Below are 17,205 nucleotides of genomic sequence, written 5' to 3'. Positions count from 1 at the left end.
CACGTCCCCGCGCCGGGCGAGGCGCGGCGCCCTCCCCGGACCGGTCCGCGGACTACCTCTGGCGGCGCTCCCTGACCCGCATGTTGATGACGATCGGAGTGCCCTCGAAGTCGTACAGCTCGCGCAGCCGGCGCTGGATGAAGCGCCGGTAGCCCGGATCGAGGAACCCGGTCGTGAACAGCACGAAAGTGGGCGGGCGCGTCGACGCCTGGGTGCCGAACAGGATGCGCGGCTGCTTGCCGCCCCGCAGCGGGTGCGGGTGGGCGGCCACGAGCTCGGTGAGGAAGGCGTTGAACTTCCCGGTCGGGATCCGGCGGTCCCAGTTCTCCAGCGCCAGCTCCAGCGCCGGGACGAGCTTGTCCAGGTGGCGTCCGGTCCGCGCGGAGATGTTCACGCGCGGCGCCCAGGCGACGTGCGCGAGGTCCTTCTCGATCTCACGCTCCAGGTACCGGCGGCGGTCCTGGTTCTCCAGGTCGTCGTCGCTGAGGCGATCCCACTTGTTGAACGCCAGGACGAGCGCGCGACCGGATTCCAGCACCAGGTCGATGATGTTGAGATCCTGCACGCTGATGGGCTGGGTCACGTCCAGCACCACCACCGCGACCTCGCTCTTCTCCAACGCCGCGGAGGTCCGCAGCGACGCGTAGAAGTCGGCCCCCTGCTGGAGGTGGACGCGCCGGCGGATGCCCGCCGTGTCGACGAAGCGCCAGAGCTTCCCGCCGAGCTCGACGATCTCGTCCACCGGATCCCGCGTCGTGCCGGCGAGGTCGTTCACGACGACGCGCTCCTCCCCCGCGGCCTTGTTCAGCAGCGAGGACTTGCCGACGTTCGGCCGGCCGAGGATCGCGACGCGGCGAGGCCCGCCGATCTCGTGCTTGGCGACGGCGGAGACCTCCGGGAGCGCCTTCACCACGGTGTCGAGGAGGTCGGCCACGCCGCGGCCGTGGATCGCGGACACGGTGTGCGGCTCGCCCAGGCCCAGGTTCCACAGCGCCGCGGCCTCGGGCTCCTGCCGCGCATCGTCGATCTTGTTGGCGACGAGGAACACCGGCTTGCCGCTCTTGCGCAGCAGGCGCACGACGTGCTCGTCGGTCGAGGTCGCGCCGACCATGGCGTCGACGACGAACAGCACGACGTCGGAGAGGTCGATCGCCACCTCCGCCTGCGCGGCGACGGAGCGGTCGATGCCCTTGGCGTCCGGCTCCCAGCCGCCCGTGTCCACGAGCGAGAAGCGGCGCTCCATCCACTCGGCCTTGTACGTCACCCGGTCGCGCGTGACGCCGGGGGTGTCCTCCACCACGGCCTCGCGACGGCCGAGGATGCGGTTCACGAGCGCCGACTTGCCGACGTTCGGACGACCGACGATCGCGACCACCGGCAGCGCCGGGAGGTACTCGATGCCGTCCTCGCCGACCTCGACGCCGGCGAGCAGGCCGGTGTCCTCCTCGTCCAGCTCGTAGTCGTCGAGGCTGGCGCGCAGGGCGGCCGCACGCGCCTCGACGAGCTCGTCGTCCAGCGCCTCCAGCTTCTCCGCGAGACGGTCGTCGCCGATCCCGGAGCCGGTCGAGGGGTCGTAGTCGTCGTCAGCCATGGTCGGCTCCTCGCTGCACGTCGGACGCGCGTCGGTCGATCACCGCGAGAACGGCGTCGACGGTCTGATCGAAGTCCAGGGCGGTGGAGTCCACCACCTCGACCCCGGGTGCCGCGGTGAGGAAGTCCACCACAGCGCTGTCCTTGGCATCGCGCGAGTGCAGGGCCGCGGCGACCGCGGCGGCGTCCTCGCCCGCGAGCTCGCCCGCCCGGCGGGCCGCCCGCACCTCGGGGGCGGCGGTCAGCAGGATGCGCACCGGTGCGTCGGGGGCGACCACCGTCGTGATGTCGCGCCCCTCGACCACCACCGCCGGATAGTCGGACTCGGCCACGATCCGGCGGAACATGTCGTTCACCTGCGCCCGCACGGGAAGCACGCGCGCGACGCCGCTGACGGCACCGGAGACCCGGGGCTCGCGGATCGCGTCGGTGACGTCGGCGTCCCCGACGAACACCCGCCGATCGTCTGCGTCGAGCCCCTGACGCAGCGCGAAGTCCGCGGCCGCCGCGAGCACGGCGGCCTCGTCGGCCGTGTCCGCGCCGCGTTCGAGCACGTGCCAGGCGAGCGCGCGATACGCGGCGCCGGTGTCGAGGTAGCCGTAGCCGCGGCGCCGGGCGACCGCCTTGGACACGCTGGACTTGCCGGATCCGGCCGGGCCGTCCACGGCGATGATGAACGGAGCCGTCGAGGCGTCAGTCATTGGTCGTGCTCGCAATCCGCCATCCCCTGGCCTCCAGCCCCTCGATCGCGCCGCGCAGGGTCGCCGGAGCGACGCTGATCTCGGCGAGACCGAACTGCGCGCCGGGCGAATGCTCCAGGCGCAGGTCCTCCACGTTGACGCCGAGCTCGCCGAGCTCGCCGAACAGGCGCCCGAGTTGCCCCGCGGTGTCGTCGACCATGACGACGAACTGTTCGAAGCGCCGGTTCTGGCCGTGCTTGCCTGGCAGGCGCTCGACGCCCTCGTTGCCGTGGCGGATCGCCTCCGCCATGACGCGACGGGCGCCCGTCCTGTCCGGATCCCGCAGCGCGTCGGCGACCTGGGCGAGATCCGCGGCGAGCGCATCCAGCACCTCCACGACCGGGGCGGCGTTGGCGCCGAGGATCTGCACCCACAGCTCGGGCGCGGAGGCGGCGATGCGGGTGGTGTCGCGCACCCCCTGCCCGGCGAGGCGCAGCGCGCCGTCGTCGGCGTCGGCGAGACGCCCCGCGAGGAGGCTGGCGACGACCTGCGGCACGTGCGAGGTCAGCGCGACGGCCCGGTCGTGTTCCTCGGGCGTCATCTCCAGGGGCATGGCCCCGAGCTCCAGCGCGAGGGACTCGACGAGCGCGAGGTCGGCGGGACGGGTCTCGGCGTCGCGGCACACGACCCACGGGCGGCCGATGAAGATGTCGGCGCGGGCGGAGATGGCGCCCCCGCGCTCACGGCCGGCGAGCGGATGCGAGCCGATGTAGCGGGTGAGGTCGACGCCTCGGTCGCGCAGCGTCCGATAGGGCTCGAGCTTCACGCTCGCGACGTCGGTGACCACGGCCTCGGGGTACCGGGCGAGCTCGGCCTGGACGACGTCGGCCGTCACGTCCGGCGGGACGGCGACGACGACGAGGACAGGCCGATCGTCGTCGGCGGCGAGCCGCCCTGCGCCGTAGTCCACGGCCAGGCGGAGCTGGGCCGGGGAAGTGTCGGCGAGCGCCACGTCGACGCCCTTGGCGGTCAGCGCGTGGCCGATGCTGGCCCCGAGGAGGCCGGCGCCGACGATGCGGACCGTGCCCGACAGCCGCACGGCAACGGTCTCGTTCACTGCGTCACCCCTGCTGGTCTGAGTCCGATCGGTCCTCCGCGGAGGCGTCCTGGCGCGCGAGAGTCAGCAGCGCGCCGAGTTCGATTCTACTGAGTTCCCGGGCCTGCCCCACCGGGAGCGTGCCCAGGTGCAGCGGGCCGAACTGGCGACGGACGAGCTCGGTCACCGGATGCCCCACGGCGGCCATCATCCGCCGCACGATCCGGTTGCGCCCCGAGTGCAGCGTGAGCTCGACCAGACTGGATCCGCCCTTCTCCGCGCCCCGGGAGCGGGAGGCGGACGAGGTGTCCAGCAGCCGGGCCCGGTCGGCGGCGATCGGGCCGTCCTCCAGCTCGATCCCCCGCGTGAGACGCGCGATCGTCTGCGGCGTCACCCGTCCCTCCACCTTGGCGATGTACACCTTCGTCACGCCGAACGAGGGGTGAGCCAGCACGTGCGCCAGTTCGCCGTCGTTGGTGAGGACGAGCAGGCCGCTGGTCTCGGCGTCGAGCCTGCCGACGTTGTACAGCCGCTCGGGCCAGTCCTTCGTGTAGCGGCGGAGGTCAGGGCGCCCGCGCTCGTCCTTCATGGAGCTGACGACGCCGGTGGGCTTGTTGAGCATCACGTACCGCTTGGTGGCGTCGAGCTGCACCGCCGTGCCGTCGACGTCGACCTTGTCGTGCTCGGGATCGATCCGGGATCCCAGCTCGGTCACGGTCACGCCGTTGACGCGGATCCGTCCCTCGACGATGTACTGCTCGATCACCCGGCGCGACGCGACGCCCGCGTTCGCGAGCACCTTCTGCAGCCGCACGCCCTCGCTCACCGGCGCGGCGTCGTTGTCCCGTTCGGTGGGCGCGGTCATCAGATCGTCCTCTCGTCGAAGCCGTCGGCGCCGTCGTCCAGCAGCGGGGAGATCGGCGGCAGCTCGTCGAGCGAGTTGATGCCGAGGTTCTGCAGGAGCGCATCCGTCGTGCCGTAGTTGATGGCGCCGGTCTCGGAGTCCTGGAACAGCTCCGTGATGAGTCCGCGGGCCAGCAGGGTCCGCACGACCGAGTCGACGTTGACCGCGCGGATCGAGGCGACCTGGCTGCGCGTGACCGGCTGCTTGTACGCGATCACGGCCAGGGTCTCCAACGCCGCCTGCGAGAGCCGGGAGGGGGCCTGTCCGCCGACGAAGTCCGCGACGAGGTCGTCGTACTCCTCCCGCACGTACAGACGCCAGCCGCCGCCGACCTCGCGCAGCTCGAACCCGCGGCGCGGTCCCTTGCCCCGTCCTTCGTACTCCTCCACGAGCGTCTCGATCGCCTGGCGGACGGCCGGCACGGGCGCGCCGACGGCCGCGGCGAGTGACACCAGGCTGTGCGGCTCCTCGATGATGAGCAGGATCGCTTCCAGCCGCTCGGTCAGCGGCCCCTCCGGCACCGCCGGCACGGGCGCGCCGGCGGGCCGCGGCTCCTGCTCCTCGGTCGGGGGTTCGGTCATGTCGTCCTTCGGGTTCGGGTCGGCATACGGCATCGCCTCGGATACGCGGGGCGGGGTCGGGTCGGGCTCAGCGGTCATAGTCGGCTCCCAGCGTCGCCAGCATCTCGTCGGACCAGCTCTCCGCCGACCACCGCAGCGTCAGCTCGCCCAGGGGCTCGAGCTGCTCGAAGGACAGCGCCGCGTGGCGGTACAGCTCCAGCACGGACAGGAACCGCGCCACCACGATCCCCGGCTCGGAGACGCCGGCCACCAGCTCCCGGAACGACACCGACTCGGCGCCGCGCAGCAGGGTGACCACGATGGCGGCCTGCTCCCGGATGCTCACCAGCGGCGCGTGCAGGTGGTCCAGCCCGACCGTGGGGATCTCCTTCGGTGCGAACGCGAGCAGGGCCAGCGCGGCGAAGTCGTCGGCGCTCAGCGTCCACACGAGCTCGGGGGTGCGCGCGCGGTGCTTCTCGTCGAGCCGCACCGCCCGGGCGTGCCGACGGTCCTCGTACTGGAGGCTGCGGGCGAACCAGACCGAGACCTCCTTGAAGGCGCGGTACTGCAGCAGCCGGGCGAACAGGAGGTCGCGCGCCTCCAGCAGCGCGACGGCCTCCGCGTCCACGAGCTCGCCCTGCGGGAGGAGTCCGACGACCTTCATGTCCAACAGCGTCGCGGCCACGACGAGGAACTCCGAGGCCTCGTCGAGATCCTGCTCGGGCCCGAGCTCGCGGAGGTACGAGATGAACTCGTCCGTGACGCGGCTCAGCGACACCTCGGTGATGTCGAGCTCGTGCTTGGAGATCAGCGTCAGCAGCAGGTCGAACGGGCCGTCGAAGTTCGACAGGGACACCCGGAAGCCCTCGCCGGCCTCGACGACCGGGGCGCCCGCATCGGGCACGGGCCCGGTCGCCGTCTCCGGGGCGGTGGACCGCTCGGAATCAGGCGACGGCGCCACGGGCGACCAGCTCCCGGGCCAGTCGCAGGTACGCCTGTGCGGCGGGGTGCTCCGGCGCGAACTCGGTGATCGGGACCCCCGACACCGACGCGTCGGGGAACTTCACGGTGCGTCCGATGACGGTCTCCAGCACGTCATCGCCGAACGCCTCCACGACCCGCTCCAGCACCTCGCGCGAGTGGAGCGTGCGCGCGTCGTACATCGTGGCGAGCAGGCCGTCGAGCGTGATCGAGGGGTTCAGCCGGTCGCGCACCTTGTCGATGGTCTCGATGAGCAGGGCCACGCCGCGCAGGGCGAAGAACTCGCACTCCAGGGGGATCAGCACGCCGTGCGCCGCCGTGAGGGCGTTCACCGTGAGCAGGCCCAGCGACGGCTGGCAGTCGATGAGGATGACGTCGTACTCCCCCGAGACCTGACGGAGCACCCGGGAGAGGATCGTCTCGCGCGCGACCTCGTTGACGAGGTGCACCTCGGCGGCGGACAGGTCGATGTTCGCGGGGAGGACGTCGAGGCCGTCGACGGCGGACGGGATGATGACCTCGTGGACGTCGCGCTTCGTGTCCAGCAGGAGGTCGTAGATCGTGGGGATGTCGTGCGTCGCGATCCCCAGACCCGCCGACAGCGCGCCCTGCGGGTCGAAGTCGACCGCGAGCACCTTGCGCCCGTACTCCGCGAGCGACGCGGCGAGGTTGATCGACGTCGTGGTCTTCCCCACGCCGCCCTTCTGGTTGCACAGAGCGATGATGCGGGCGGGCCCGTGCGAGGCGAGCGGTTTGGGGATGGCGAACCCCTGATAGGGACGCCCGGTCGGTCCGATCGGTGTGTCGTCCTTCGTCTTCGCCACCAGTTCTCCTGCTTCCTCGTGCTCGCTCGATTGTAGCGGCAGGGCGGGCGTGCCCGGCCCCGGCGCGCGGCGATGCCGGACTCAGCGGGCGCGCGGGTGCGCGGTGACGTACACGTCGCGCAGGGCGTCGGCCGAGACGTGCGTGTAGATCTGCGTCGTGGCGACGGAGGCGTGCCCGAGGAGCTCCTGCACGACGCGCACGTCCGCGCCGCCCTGCAGCAGATGGGTGGCGAACGAGTGCCGCAGGGTGTGCGGCGAGACCTCGACGCCCAGCTGCGCGCGCTCGGCGGCCGCGCGGATGATCAGCCACGCGCTCTGGCGGGACAGCGGAGCCCCGCGCGCGCCGAGGAACAGTCGCGCCGAGGCCCGCCCGTGCGCCGCCAGGGCGGGACGGACGCGGGTGAGGTAGGCGTCCACGGCCCGCCGGGCGTAGGAGCCCACCGGAACGATCCGCTCCTTGGATCCCTTGCCCCGCAGGCGCAGCACCTCGCCGTGCGAGAGGTCGTCCACGTCGAGCGCGGTCGCCTCCGAGACGCGGGCGCCGGTCGCATAGAGCAGCTCGAGCAGGGCCCGGTCGCGGATCCCGAGGGGCTCGTCCGCCGACGGCGCGGCCAGGAGGCGCTCGACCTGGTCGATCGTCAGGGCCTTGGGGAGGCGGCGCCCCAGTTTCGGCGGCCGCAGCCGCGCCGCCGGGTCGTCCGTCGCGATCCCCTCCCGCGCCAGGAAGCGGTGCCAGCCGCGCACCGAGGACTGGAGACGGGCGAGGCTGCTGGCCGCGGGCGGCGGATCCGCCGCCGCACGGTCGGCGACGAACCGTCCCACCGCGGCCGGGTCGACGTCGTCCGTGTCGGAGATCCCCTGCGCGGTCAGCCACGACACGTAGCCGCCGAGGTCGCGGCGGTACGCGGCGAGGGTGTGCGCGGCGAGCCCGCGCTCGACCGTCACGTGCCGCAGGTACGCGTCCAGAGCACGGTCCACCTGCACGTCAGCGCCGTTCGTCCCCGCTCCGGACCCGACGCTCGGCCGCCAGCACGCCGACGGCGAGGATCGCGTTGCGGAACCGGCCCTCGAGCACGGCGTCGGCCGCCTCCGCCAGCGGCACCCAGGCGAGTCGGATGTCGGCTTCCTCGTCCTCGCGGGGGTGCGGATGCGGCGCCGCGGAGAGCTCCGTCGCCAGGAACAGGTGGATCACCTCATCGCTGCCGCCGGGCGTGACGAACGTGCTCACGAGCGGCTCCCAGCCGGAGGCGACCAGGTCCGCCTCCTCGGCGAGCTCGCGACGCGCGGCGGCCAGCGGGTCTTCGCCCTCCACGTCGAGCAGCCCCGCCGGAAGCTCCCAGTCGCGGTGCCGGATCGGGTGCCGGTACTGCTGGATCAGCAGGACGCGGCCCTCGTCGTCCAGCGCGACGACCGCCACGGCGCCGGTGTGGTCCGTGTACTGCCGCACGATCTCGCCGTCGCCGTAGCGGACACGGTCCTCGCGGATGCTCCAGACCGCCCCGCGGTAGACCTCCTCGCTGGAGACCACCTCGGGGCGGAACGGCTCGTCGCGCAGGTCCGAGACCTCCGCCGTGCCCGACGGGTCCGTCCGGGGCTCGGTCATGGCCTCAGGCCTCGTCGTCGAACAGCTCGCTCGCGCGGTGACGCTCGATCGCGGCGCCGACGAGCCCCCGGAACAGGGGGTGCGGGGCGGTCGGGCGCGACCGCAGCTCGGGGTGCGCCTGCGTGGCGATGTAGAACGGGTGCACGTCCCGCGGCAGCTCGACGTACTCGACCAGGTCCAGCTCCGGGTTCAGGCCCGAGAACACCAGCCCGGCCTCGGCCAGCCGGTCGCGGTAGGCGTTGTTCACCTCGTACCGGTGGCGGTGGCGCTCGGAGGCCTCGTCGGCGCCGTACAGCTCCGCCGCGAGGGTGCCCTCGCCGAGCGCGGCCTTGTAGAGGCCCAGACGCATGGTCCCGCCGAGGTCCCCGCCGTCGAGGATCTCGACCTGCTCGGCCATCGTCGCGATCACCGGCTCCGGGGTCTCCGGGTCGAACTCGCTCGAGGACGCGCCCTCGATGCCCGCGACGTGCCGCGCGTACTCGATCACCATGCACTGCAGACCCAGGCACAGTCCGAGCGCGGGGATGCCCTGCTCGCGGGCGAAGCGCAGCGCGCCGAGCTTGCCCTCGATGCCGCGGATGCCGAAGCCTCCGGGCACGCAGATGCCGTCCACGTCGGCCAGCGCCTTGGCCGCGCCCTCGGGTGTCTCGCAGGAGTCCGAGGGGATCCAGCGGATCTTCACCGCGACCTCGTGCGCGAAGCCGCCCGCCTTGAGCGCCTCGGTGACCGAGAGGTAGGCGTCCGGCAGATCGATGTACTTGCCGACGAGGCCGATCGTCACCTCGTGCTTCGGGTTGTGCACGGCCTGGAGGACCTTCTGCCAGCGGGACCAGTCCACGTCCGCCGCGCGCTCCATGCCCAGCGCCTCGACGATGTAGTCGTCCAGGCCCTGATCGTGCAGCATCGTCGGGATGTCGTAGATGCTCGGGACGTCCACGGCGTTGACGACCGCATCCTCGTCCACGTCGCACATCAGGGCGATCTTGCGCTTGTTGGACTCGGTGACGGGCCGGTCGCTGCGCAGCACCAGGGCGTCCGGCTGGATGCCGATGGAGCGCAGGGCCGCGACGGAGTGCTGGGTCGGCTTGGTCTTCTGCTCCCCGGACGCCCCCATGAACGGCACGAGCGAGACGTGCACGAAGAAGACGTTCTTGCGGCCGAGCTCGTGGCGGATCTGCCGGGCCGACTCGATGAACGGCTGCGACTCGATGTCGCCGACGGTGCCGCCGATCTCGGTGATGATGACGTCCGGCTGCGGCGTCTCGTCCGCCTGCAGGCGCATGCGCCGCTTGATCTCGTCCGTGATGTGCGGGATGACCTGCACGGTGTCGCCGAGGTACTCGCCGCGCCGCTCCTTGGCGATCACCTGGGAGTAGATCTGGCCGGTCGTGACGTTGGCGGCCTGGCTCAGCTGGATGTCCAGGAAGCGCTCGTAGTGCCCGATGTCGAGGTCGGTCTCGGCCCCGTCGTCGGTCACGAACACCTCGCCGTGCTGGAAGGGGTTCATGGTGCCGGGATCGACGTTCAGATACGGATCCAGCTTCTGCATGACCACGCGCAGGCCGCGCGCCGTGAGGAGGTTCCCCAGGCTCGCCGCGGTGAGTCCCTTGCCCAACGAAGAAACGACACCGCCCGTCACGAAGATGTGCTTCGTGGTGAAAGGAGTCCGGTTGGTGTCGTCCGCTGCCCGCGCGCCTGAAGTCTGCATCACGGACTTCGATCCTATCAGCCCGTCTCCGTGGCGTCACCGAGCGACGCTCCGAGCGCGGCGTCGAGCTCCGCCGCGTCGGGCGGGTTCGCCCCGGCGCGGGACACGGCGATGGAGGCGCTGGCCGACGCCGTCGCGAGGGCGGATTCCACCGCGGCTGCCGGAAGGGCGGAGCCGTCGACCAGCAGGCGGTCCGTGCCGTCCCGGAGGAGAGCGAACAGCAGCCCCGACATGAACGCGTCCCCCGCACCGATCGTGTCGACCACGGTCACGGGCGCGGCCCGGCGCTCGGACCAGACGCCGTCGGCGAGCGCCGCGCAGCCTTCTCCGCCCCGCGTCACCACGACGAGCCGGGCCCCTGCCTCCGCGATCCGGTCGGCGGCCTCGCGCACGGTCGCTCCCGGGAAGAGGGCGAGGGCGTCCTCGTCGCTGAGCTTCACGACGTGGCACGCACGAGCCAGCGCGAGCATGCGCTCTCTCACCTGCTCCCCCATGACGTCGGCGCGGATGTTCGGGTCGAGGCTGCGCAGGGTCGCCGCGTCGGCGCCCTGGAACGCCGCGCGCACCGCGCCCGCCTCCTGCGCCCTCAGGGCGCCGATGGATCCGGCGTGGGCGAGACGCAGCCCGTCGAGAGCGGGCACGGGGATGACGCCGTCGAGCGCGAACCGATAGCTCGCGCGCCCCTCGTCGTCGAGCGTCGCCGTGGCCGTCCACGTCGCGCCGTCGCCCGACGACTCCGGCCCCAGCACGACGCCGGCACGGTCGAGGTGGTCGCGGATCCGGTCCCCCCGCGCGTCGGCGCCGAGCAGGGTGTGCAGCACCACCGGCTCGCCGAGCCGGGCCAGGCCGACCGCGACATTCGTGGGCGAACCCCCGGGATGCTCCTCGCCGCCCACCACGTCGACGAGCGCCTCGCCGATCACCGCTGTCCCGCGCATCGCGGATCCTCCTCGTCTCGGTGTGCCCACGCTATCCCCCCGGCGCTCCGCGAGGAACGCCGGGGATCCGGAACGGGGACGCTCAGTCGGCGAGGGCGAGAAGCTCCCGCGCGTGCTCCAGCGCGGCGTCGGAGTCGGCCAGTCCCGACAGCAGGCGCGCCATCTCCGCCTCCCGCTCCGCGCCCTCCAGCCGTCGCACGCTCGAGGCGGTGACCTGTCCGTCGTTCGATTTCACGACCGTGAGGTGGTTGCCGGCGAACGCCGCGACCTGGGCGAGGTGGGTGACCGCGATCACCTGGGACGTGCGGGCCAGACGCGCCAGGCGGCGCCCGACCTCGATCGCCGCGGCGCCTCCGATGCCGGCGTCGACCTCGTCGAACACGAAGGTCGGGACGGGATCGGTCGCCGAGATGACGACCTCGATGGCGAGCATCACCCGCGACAGCTCGCCGCCGGACGCGCCGCGCGAGACGGAGCGGGGCTCGGCCCCCGAGTGCGGCGCGAGCAGGATGGCGACGTCGTCCCGCCCGTGGGCGCTCTCGGCCCCGGGCGAGACGGACACCTCCAGACGGGCGTCGGGCATGGCCAGGGCGTGCAGCTCCTCGGTCACCGCAGCGCCCAGCCGCTCGGCGGCGTCGGTGCGCCGCCGGGTGAGCACGGTCGCGGCCTCGTCCAGGGCCGCGCGCGCCTCGTCGCGCTCCGTCGTCAGGCGCTCGACGCGCTCGCCGTCGTCGTCCAGCTCGGCCAGGCGCGCCGATCCGGTGTTCCAGAGCTCGAGCGCCGCATCCAGTGATCCGTGCGCGCGGATCAGGGCGCCCAGCGCCGCCCGTCGCTCCTCCACCGCGGCGAGCTCGTGCGGACCCGACTCGTCGAGATCGGCGAGGTAGGCGGAGAGCTGGCCGGCGATGTCCGTCGCCCGGTACCCGAGCTCCGCGATCCCCTCGGCGAGCGCGGCGAGCTGGGGGTCCGCGGCGCGCTCCAGCGCACGGCGGGCCTCCGCCGCGAGCGAGGAGATGTCGTTCTCGCCCTCCTCGTCGGACAACGCGGCGCGGGCGAGAGAAGCCGCCAGGCGAAGCTCCTCCGCATTGGCGAGACGCTCCGCGCGCTCCGTGAGCGCCTCGTCCTCCCCCGGCTGCGGGTCCGTCGCCTCGATGAGCGCCAGCGCGGCGCGCAGGTCCTCCGCCTCGGCCTGTCGTCGTTCGCGATTGGCGGTGATCTCCTCCAACTGCGCGTCGAGCGCGCGCCACCGCTCCCATGCCTCCGCATACGCCGAGCGGGCCTCCGCGATCGCGGAGCCGCCGAACCGGTCGAGCGCGTCGCGTTGGGCGGCCGCGGAGCGCAGCCGCAGCTGCTCGGACTGGCCGTGGACGACGACCAGCTCCTCGGCGAGGTCGGCGAGCACGCCCGCCGGCGCGGCGCGACCGCCGACGCTGGCTCGGCTCCGCCCCTCCGCGGTGAGCGTTCGGGAGAGATACAGCTCACCGCGCCGATCGTCGAGCGGCTCCAGCTCTCCGCCGGCGTCGGCGACCGTCTCGGCCACGCGGCCGGTGTTCGGCACGACCCAGACCCCGGCCACGGACGCCTGGGACGCCCCCGCTCGGACGGCGCCGGAGTCGGCGCGAGCGCCGAGCAGGAGTCCGAGTCCGGTCACCACCATGGTCTTGCCCGCGCCGGTCTCACCGGTGATCGCGGTGAAGCCCGGACCGATCGGCAGCACGGCCTCGGCGATCACCCCGAGATCGCGCAGACGCATCTCCTCGATCACGACGCCGCCCCCCGCCATCCCTCGACGGGGAGCTGGAACTTCCGCACCAGCCGGTCCGTGAACGCGCTCGGGTGAAGCCGCGCCAGGCGCACCGGACGGGACGAGCGGCGGACGATCACCCGCGCCCCGGGAGGGAGCTCGTGCGAGCGGCGTCCGTCGCACCAGAGGATCCCGGTGCCGTCCGTGCGCTCCAGCAGCTCGATCGCGATGGGTGCGTCGGGCGCGACGACGAGCGGGCGCGCGAACAGGGCGTGCGCCGACAGCGGCACGACGGCGATGGCCTCCACCCCGGGCCAGATCACCGGCCCTCCGGCGGAGAAGTTGTACGCGGTCGAGCCCGTGGGCGTCGACACGACCATCCCGTCGCACCCGAAGGTGGACAGCGGTCGTCCGTCGATCTCCAGGACGACCTCGATCATCCGCTCCCGGCTGGCCTTCTCGACCGTGGCCTCGTTCAGCGCCCAGGTCTCGTAGACGACGGCGCCCGCCGCGTCCTTCACCCGGACGGACAGGGCCATGCGCTCCTCGACGTCGTAGTCCCGGTCGATGATGCGGGCCACAGCGGCGTCCATGTCGTCGCGCTCGATCTCGGCGAGGAAGCCGACGTGCCCCATGTTGATGCCGAGGACAGGGGCGGATCCGGGACGGACGAGCTCGGCCGCACGCAGGATCGTCCCGTCGCCGCCGAGCACGATCGCCAGCTCGAGCTCCTGCTCGGTGGCGTCGGCGCCCAGGACGGGGACCTCGGCGAAGGCCGGGTCCACCGCGGCGAGGTCGACCCGATCGTCCGCGGACAGCACGGGACGAGCGCCGGCCGCGCGCAGCGCGGCGATGACGCGACGCGCCGCCTCGACCGTGTCGTCGCGGTGGGCGTGGGCGACGACGAGGATCGTGCGCTCCGTCATCGAGTCCCCCTCGCGCGGGTGTCGGCGGCCGAGGGGGCGGCGGTCCGGCGGTCGGGGACGCCGTGTCCGGCGTTCCGCGCCGTCGCGTGGCTGCGCTCGTTCATCGTCCTCCTGCGATCCGATCGATCGTGCTCAACCATTCTGTCGGATTGGTCCCGCGGCCGGGCGCGAGGTGCGCCAGGTACTCCGCGTTGCCGTGCGTGCCCAGGATCGGCGAGGGCAGGATCCCGAGCACGCCGAACCCCTGGTCCCACGCGGACCACAGGACCCGTGCCACGGCGTCCGCACGGGTCGCGGGGTCGGTGACCAGTCCGCCGCGCACGGCGGTCCGGCCGACCTCGAACTGCGGTTTGACGAGGAGGATGACGTCGGCGCCCTCGGGCGCGACCGTGGCGACGGCCGGGAGCACCAGTTCCAGGGAGATGAACGAGAGGTCGCCGACGATGAGATCGGGCGCGTCCGGCTCGCCCGTCGCTGCGGCCAGGCTCTCCGCGGTCATGTGCCGCACGTTGTATCCCTCGACGGCGGCGACGCCGGGATCCGCGGCGACCGCCGGGGCGAGCTGTCCGTGACCGACGTCCACGGCGAGGACGCGTCGGGCCCCGCGCTCGCGGAGGACCTGCGTGAAGCCCCCGGTGGATGCGCCCATGTCGAGCGCCAGGCGCCCGTCGACCGGGATGCCGAACCCGTCGAGCGCCGCGATCAGCTTGTGCGCGGCGCGTCCGACGTAGTGGTCGGCCTCCGCGACGGCAAGGTCGGCGTCGTCCTCGATCCGGGTCGATGCCTTCACGACCGGCTTCCCGTCGACCCGCACCAGGCCGTCGGCGATGAGCGTCGCCGCGTGGCTGCGCGACCGAGCGAGCCCCCGCGCGGCGAGGGCGGCGTCCACCCGCATGGTCATCCGGGCTCGGACGCGTCCCGCGCACGGGAGCCCTGGTCGTCGCGAGGAGCGCTCTCCAGGCGCCGGGAGAGCTCGTCGTGCAGGGCCGAATACGCCTCGGCGCGACTCTGCAGCGGCTGTCCCTCGATCAGCCGCAGTCTGCTCCACAGCCCGTCGGCGGGCTCCGCGCTGCTCTCGTCGCTCACGGATCCAGCCTAGACGCGGCGCCCCGGACGACCGCAGAGCGACGCCGGAGGAACGGGAATCGCTACGGCCGGTGGAACGGGTCCGCGTACAGGCGCTCGGGCACCCGGAAACCGAAGATCTGACGACCCGTCGCCCAGATCGCAGCCGCCCCGGCGCGCAGCAGGTCGATGGGGCGGTCCCCCTCCCGGAGGATGGTGATGTCGGGACCGTCGATGCGGACCGCCGCGTCGCGGACGGAGGTCACGTCGCCCTTGACGACGGTCTCCGGGTACGGCTCGTGAAGCTCTCGCAGATCACTCAGCAGGTAGGTCGGGCGGGATCCCTCGGACGCGGCGAGGACATGCTTGGGCCGGTCGATCCCGGTGAGGACCAGAGCCGACGGGATCCCCGCCCGGTTGGCGCCGAGGATGTCGGTGTCCATCCGGTCGCCCAGGAACAGGGGGCTCGTCGCGCCGAACCGCGCGACGGCCTCCTCGAAGATCGGCGTCTCGGGCTTGCCTGCGACGGTCGCGAGGCGGCCGACGGCGGTGTGCACGGCGGACACGAGCGTGCCGTTGCCCGGGGCGATGCCCCGCGCCTGCGGGATGGTCCAGTCCGTGTTCGTCGCGATCCAGGGGATGCCGCCCTCCTCCTCGGGGAGCGAGAGCGCGAACGCGGCCTCGGCGAGATCCGTCCAGCCCACCTCGGGCGCGAAGCCCTGGACCACCGCGCGCGGTGCGTCCTCGGCGCTGCGCGTGACCCGGTAGCCGGCCTTCTCCGCCTCGACGACGAGGCCTTCCCCGCCGACCACGAGGATCGTCTCCCCCGCCGGGACCATCGTCGAGAGCAGACGCATCGCCGCCTGGGGACTCGTCACGACCTCGTCGGCGGACACGCGCAGCCCGAGGGACGTGAGGTGCGCGGCGACCGAGGCGTCCGTCCGCGAGGCGTTGTTCGTGATGTACCCCATCCGGCGCGTGCGCTCCACCTCGCGGAGGCTCTCCACCGCGTGCGGGATCGCCCCGGGTCCTGCGTAGACGACCCCGTCCAGGTCGGCGAGGACCACATCCACGTCCGTCAGCGGCGATCGCCGGGACCGGCCGAACAGGCTCACAGCGAGGACTCGCCGGGCTCGGCGGACTCAGCCGGCTCTGCCGGCTCTGCCCGCTCGGAAGGCTCTGCCGGCTCGGAAGGAGACGCGTCCTCCGCGCCATCGACGTCGTCGGCATCCTCGACGAGGGCGTCCTCGATGAGCAGCTCGTCGTCGGTGCCGTGGCCGAGCGCCTCGGCGGCGACGTCGGCGCGCTGCTGCCAGAAGGCCGCCTCCTCGTGGCGCCCGAGGTCTTCGAGGACCGCAGCCCGGGCGCTGAAGAGCGCAGGGCTCCACTCGAAGGCCCGGTCGGGGTCGAGCTCGGGGATCTCGAGCTCGCCGAGAGCGAGTTCCGTCTCACCGCGGTCCAGGCGCGCGCCCGACATCGCGATCGCCAGAGCGACACGCGCCGGTGTCGGCAGCGCAGCGCGATCCACAGACCGCCCCTCCTCCAGAGCACGGTCCGGACGCCCCATCCCGCGCTCGCTGTCCACGATCAGCGCGATCTGATCGTCGCGACCGGAGATCCGGCGGTAGGTGCGCAGCTCCCGCAGCGCCAGCGCGAAATCGCCCACGGCGTAGGCGGTGATCGCGACGGACTCCCGGACGACGGCGACGCGGCCCGCGCGACGCGACGCCGCCAGGGCGTGCTCGTGTGCGCGGGCGGGATCCTCGTCGATCAGCATCGCCGACATCGCCAGATGCCGCGCGACGACGTCCGCATTCTCCTTGCTCAGGGTCTTGAGCTCGTTGCGCGCAGACGGGTGCAGATCCTTCGCGGTGACCTCGTCGGGAAGCTCCGGGTCCCGCGGCCGATCGGCAGCGCGCAGGTCCCGCCGAGGCCGCTCGGAACGATACGGCGTGCGGCCGCCGTCCCGGCGGGCGTGCCCGCCGTCGCGCTGTCCGCCGTCACGACGCGAGAAGCCGCCGTCCCGGCGATCGCCGTCCCGACGAGGAGCACCGTCACGACGCTGGTACCCGCCCTCACGACGATCGCCCTCACGACGAGGAGCACCGTCACGACGCTGGTACCCGCCCTCACGACGATCACCCTCACGACGAGGCGCACCCTCGCGACGCTGGTACCCGCCCTCACGACGATCGCCCTCACGACGAGGCGCACCGTCACGACGCTGGTACCCGCCCTCACGACGATCACCCTCACGACGAGGAGCACCGTCACGACGCTGGTACCCGCCCTCACGACGATCACCCTCACGACGAGGTGCATTCGCCCGGGAGGAGGAATCGGAGCGCGTACCGCGTTCGTTCCCCGCCGGGCGAGGTCGCTCGGCGGGTCGGTCACCGTTATCCCGAGGAGCGCGGAACCCGCGTCGGGACTCACCGTCGACGAAGCGGCGGTTGGGCCGCTGCGATGCGTCTTGGGACGCCGAACGGCGGTCTTCTTCTTCCGGCATGGCGCGATCCTCTCACGGTGGTCCTTTTAACGCGAAAGAGGCCACCCTGCGTTGGGTGGCCTCTTTCGTCTAAAAGG

18 protein-coding genes are annotated in these 17,205 nt (G+C 72.8%); 1 reads left to right on the top strand and 17 read right to left on the bottom strand.

Features of this window, described 5'->3' with window-relative positions; all coding sequences use genetic code 11:
* Window positions 1-52: 52 nt before the first annotated feature.
* From der to MR1_RS05165, 17 genes are all read right to left on the bottom strand, one after another.
* Window positions 53-1,591 carry a ribosome biogenesis GTPase Der gene (gene der, locus MR1_RS05245; protein ID WP_067243686.1) on the bottom strand — a complete coding sequence of 513 codons (1,539 nt, stop codon included), beginning with the start codon at window positions 1,589-1,591 and terminating at the stop codon, window positions 53-55.
* Window positions 1,584-2,291, bottom strand: coding sequence for a (d)CMP kinase (cmk, locus tag MR1_RS05240; RefSeq protein WP_067243684.1), 708 nt, complete (start codon window positions 2,289-2,291; stop codon window positions 1,584-1,586). Before cmk ends, der begins: the two co-directional genes overlap by 8 nt.
* Entirely contained in the window at window positions 2,284-3,387 is a 1,104-nt protein-coding gene (locus MR1_RS05235; RefSeq protein WP_067243683.1) for a prephenate dehydrogenase, read from the bottom strand. The genes cmk and MR1_RS05235 overlap by 8 nt, the downstream gene beginning before the upstream one ends.
* 4 nt (window positions 3,388-3,391) lie before the next feature.
* Window positions 3,392-4,231, bottom strand: coding sequence for a pseudouridine synthase (locus MR1_RS05230; protein ID WP_067243680.1), 840 nt, complete (start codon window positions 4,229-4,231; stop codon window positions 3,392-3,394).
* A complete protein-coding gene (scpB, locus tag MR1_RS05225; RefSeq protein WP_067243773.1) occupies window positions 4,231-4,851 on the bottom strand; it encodes an SMC-Scp complex subunit ScpB in 621 nt (206 codons plus the stop codon). Before scpB ends, MR1_RS05230 begins: the two co-directional genes overlap by 1 nt.
* A 67-nt stretch (window positions 4,852-4,918) precedes the next feature.
* Window positions 4,919-5,791, bottom strand: coding sequence for a segregation and condensation protein A (locus MR1_RS05220; protein ID WP_084344384.1), 873 nt, complete (start codon window positions 5,789-5,791; stop codon window positions 4,919-4,921).
* The gene (locus MR1_RS05215; protein ID WP_157517908.1) at window positions 5,775-6,638 is read right to left on the bottom strand and encodes a ParA family protein; all 864 of its coding nucleotides are present in this window, start codon (window positions 6,636-6,638) and stop codon (window positions 5,775-5,777) included. Before MR1_RS05215 ends, MR1_RS05220 begins: the two co-directional genes overlap by 17 nt.
* Window positions 6,639-6,716: 78 nt before the next feature.
* The gene (gene xerD / locus MR1_RS05210) at window positions 6,717-7,619 is read right to left on the bottom strand and encodes a site-specific tyrosine recombinase XerD (RefSeq protein WP_067243676.1); all 903 of its coding nucleotides are present in this window, start codon (window positions 7,617-7,619) and stop codon (window positions 6,717-6,719) included.
* Window position 7,620: 1 nt separating this feature from the next.
* A complete protein-coding gene (locus MR1_RS05205; protein ID WP_067243674.1) occupies window positions 7,621-8,238 on the bottom strand; it encodes an NUDIX domain-containing protein in 618 nt (205 codons plus the stop codon).
* Window positions 8,239-8,242: 4 nt separating this feature from the next.
* The gene (locus tag MR1_RS05200; RefSeq protein ID WP_067243672.1) at window positions 8,243-9,946 is read right to left on the bottom strand and encodes a CTP synthase; all 1,704 of its coding nucleotides are present in this window, start codon (window positions 9,944-9,946) and stop codon (window positions 8,243-8,245) included.
* Window positions 9,947-9,963: 17 nt separating this feature from the next.
* Window positions 9,964-10,884, bottom strand: coding sequence for a PfkB family carbohydrate kinase (locus tag MR1_RS05195; RefSeq protein ID WP_067243669.1), 921 nt, complete (start codon window positions 10,882-10,884; stop codon window positions 9,964-9,966).
* A gap of 82 nt (window positions 10,885-10,966) precedes the next feature.
* A complete protein-coding gene (gene recN / locus MR1_RS05190) occupies window positions 10,967-12,649 on the bottom strand; it encodes a DNA repair protein RecN (RefSeq protein WP_067243770.1) in 1,683 nt (560 codons plus the stop codon).
* On the bottom strand, window positions 12,646-13,554 hold the full coding sequence (locus tag MR1_RS05185; RefSeq protein ID WP_067243667.1) for an NAD kinase: 909 nt from the start codon (window positions 13,552-13,554) through the stop codon (window positions 12,646-12,648). Before MR1_RS05185 ends, recN begins: the two co-directional genes overlap by 4 nt.
* 100 nt (window positions 13,555-13,654) lie before the next feature.
* On the bottom strand, window positions 13,655-14,455 hold the full coding sequence (locus MR1_RS05180) for a TlyA family RNA methyltransferase (RefSeq protein ID WP_067243665.1): 801 nt from the start codon (window positions 14,453-14,455) through the stop codon (window positions 13,655-13,657).
* Window positions 14,452-14,640, bottom strand: coding sequence for a hypothetical protein (locus MR1_RS05175; RefSeq protein ID WP_067243663.1), 189 nt, complete (start codon window positions 14,638-14,640; stop codon window positions 14,452-14,454). Before MR1_RS05175 ends, MR1_RS05180 begins: the two co-directional genes overlap by 4 nt.
* A 62-nt stretch (window positions 14,641-14,702) precedes the next feature.
* Window positions 14,703-15,734: an HAD-IIA family hydrolase gene (locus MR1_RS05170; RefSeq protein ID WP_067243661.1), complete on the bottom strand. Its 1,032-nt coding sequence runs from the start codon at window positions 15,732-15,734 to the stop codon at window positions 14,703-14,705.
* The gene (locus MR1_RS05165; protein ID WP_255218097.1) at window positions 15,731-16,405 is read right to left on the bottom strand and encodes a hypothetical protein; all 675 of its coding nucleotides are present in this window, start codon (window positions 16,403-16,405) and stop codon (window positions 15,731-15,733) included. The genes MR1_RS05170 and MR1_RS05165 overlap by 4 nt, the downstream gene beginning before the upstream one ends.
* Window positions 16,406-16,411: 6 nt before the next feature.
* Between MR1_RS05165 and MR1_RS19680 the strand changes: the two genes are divergently transcribed.
* Window positions 16,412-17,158, top strand: coding sequence for a hypothetical protein (locus tag MR1_RS19680; protein WP_157517907.1), 747 nt, complete (start codon window positions 16,412-16,414; stop codon window positions 17,156-17,158).
* The last annotated feature ends 47 nt before the right edge of the window (window positions 17,159-17,205 follow it).

The organism is Microbacterium resistens NBRC 103078, from assembly GCF_001552355.1.
In the GTDB taxonomy this organism is placed as follows: Bacteria; Actinomycetota; Actinomycetes; order Actinomycetales; family Microbacteriaceae; genus Microbacterium; species Microbacterium resistens.
This window is presented reverse-complemented; position numbering and strand designations above follow the sequence as displayed.